The sequence below is a fragment of the Flavobacterium sp. UGB4466 genome (assembly GCF_903469665.1).
GTDB lineage: Bacteria > Bacteroidota > Bacteroidia > Flavobacteriales > Flavobacteriaceae > Flavobacterium > Flavobacterium lipolyticum.
The window spans coordinates 1-1,051 of the sequence record NZ_CAGKLC010000244.1 but is presented as its reverse complement, the minus strand read 5'-3'; the positions used below and the strand labels follow the sequence as shown (position 1 = coordinate 1,051).

At 45.1% G+C, this 1,051-nt stretch carries 1 pseudogene; it reads left to right on the top strand.

Annotated elements, in window-relative coordinates:
• Positions 1-1,051, top strand: a pseudogene (locus tag JO950_RS21890) (hypothetical protein); the annotation flags it as partial.

Below are 1,051 nucleotides of genomic sequence, written 5' to 3'. Positions count from 1 at the left end.
TTAAAAACCCAATCGTAGCCAACGTTGACAACAGCTACCCAGTTCAAACACCGGGTACAACAACGGCTACTACAATTGGAAACGTAACAGCAAACGATACCTTAAACGGACAGCCGGTAACCGCAGCCAATACCAATGTAACTCCAATCAAAACAGGTCCATTGAGCATTGACGCCAACGGAGTATTGACTTTAGATCCAAACACTGTAACAGGAACCTACCAAATCACATACGAAATCTGTGAAGAAGGAGCAACCCCTGCCAACTGTGCAAGTGCTACTGCAACTGTTGAAGTTAAAAACCCAATCGTAGCCAACGTTGACAACAGCTACCCAGTTCAAACACCGGGTACAACAACGGCCACTACAGTTGGAAACGTAACAACAAACGATACTCTAAACGGACAGCCAGTAACCGCAGCCAATACCAATGTAACCCCAATCAAAACAGGTCCATTGAGCATTGACGCCAACGGAGTATTGACCTTAGATCCAAACACTGTAACAGGAACCTACCAAATCACTTATGAAATCTGTGAAGAAGGAGCAACCCCTGCCAACTGTGCTACTGCTACTGCTACTGTTGAAGTTAAAAACCCAATCGTAGCCAACGTTGACAACAGCTACCCAGTTCAAACACCAGGTACAGCAACGGCAACTACAATTGGAAACGTAACAATCAACGATACCTTAAACGGCCAGCCGGTAACCGTAGCCAATACCAATGTAACCCCAATCAAAACAGGTCCATTGAGCATTGACGCCAACGGAGTATTGACCTTAGATCCAAACACTGTAACAGGAACTTACCAAATCACTTATGAAATCTGTGAAGAAGGAGCAACCCCTGTAAACTGTGCAAGTGCTACTGCAACTGTTGAAGTTAAAAACCCAATCGTAGCCAACGTTGACAACAGCTACCCAGTTCAAACACCGGGTACAACAACGGCCACTACAATTGGAAACGTAACAGCAAACGATACCTTAAACGGACAGCCGGTAACCGCAGCCAATACCAATGTAACCCCAATTAAAACAGGTCCATTGAGCAT